1 protein-coding gene is annotated in these 837 nt (G+C 38.4%); it reads right to left on the bottom strand.

Annotated elements, in window-relative coordinates; genetic code table 11:
- A partial coding sequence (locus PGLA_RS26460) for a serine hydrolase domain-containing protein (RefSeq protein WP_145939692.1) occupies positions 1 to 712 on the bottom strand: 712 nt, incomplete at its 3' end.
- Positions 713 to 837 lie beyond the last annotated feature (125 nt).

Here is an 837-nt window from a genome sequence, read left to right as displayed (position 1 = left end):
CAGGAAAATAAGTTTTTGCGAGCTTGTCTCTATCAAATGAATCACGTGGTGTTTTAGTAGAGCTTAAATGAAGAGGCTTGCTAATAAAGGTTTCAATGAATTCGCTGTAACTTAACCCGCTTACTCGTTCGATCAAGATTTCAAGCAGTTGAAAACCATCGTTACAATATACCGAGGATTCGCCTGGGTTTGACTTTAACCTTTCTGATTGTAGTTTGACCAATAATTCATCATGATTTTTCGTATCATTGTCATCGAGCAAAAAGCTATTCTCGTAGTGACTACCATAAAGTCCTGAAGAATGATTCATCAACATGCGCGGTGTAATCTTTGTGTATCGTTCATCGGCCATTTTAAAGTCCTTGATATACGTGGTTAGTGGTTTATCAATATCAATTTTATTAGAATCAGCTAGCATCATCGTTGCAGCAGACACATAGGTTTTACTTACCGAGCCTATTCCAAACATCGTGTCTTTGGTTATCGGATTCTTGGTCGCTTTATCGTATACACCAGCGCTACCCGATAAAACAATGGATCCATGATCCATAATCGCATACTGCAATCCACTTACACCATAATCGGACACGATCTTCGAAGCCAGCTCCTGTGCCTTTTCTTGTACAGTATCGTTATTCGTTTGAGCAAAAGCAGGGGTGACCGGTATTGCAATAAGCATAGCGGTCATTAATACAGAAACCATCTTCTTCATTATTAATTCCTCCTCGTAATTCTTTCTAGATTGTACTTGCTGAATTCATCATATAAGGAAGAAGGCTGTTATATTAAAAAGCACCCTGAAACGAAAAAAACAATCCCTAAACAACATGTTGTCTA

It is taken from the genome of Paenibacillus glacialis (genome assembly GCF_001637205.1).
GTDB classification, from domain to species: Bacteria; Bacillota; Bacilli; order Paenibacillales; family Paenibacillaceae; genus Paenibacillus_AQ; species Paenibacillus_AQ glacialis.
Note: the sequence above shows the minus strand (reverse complement) of the source record. Positions and strands in the feature narration are given on the sequence as shown.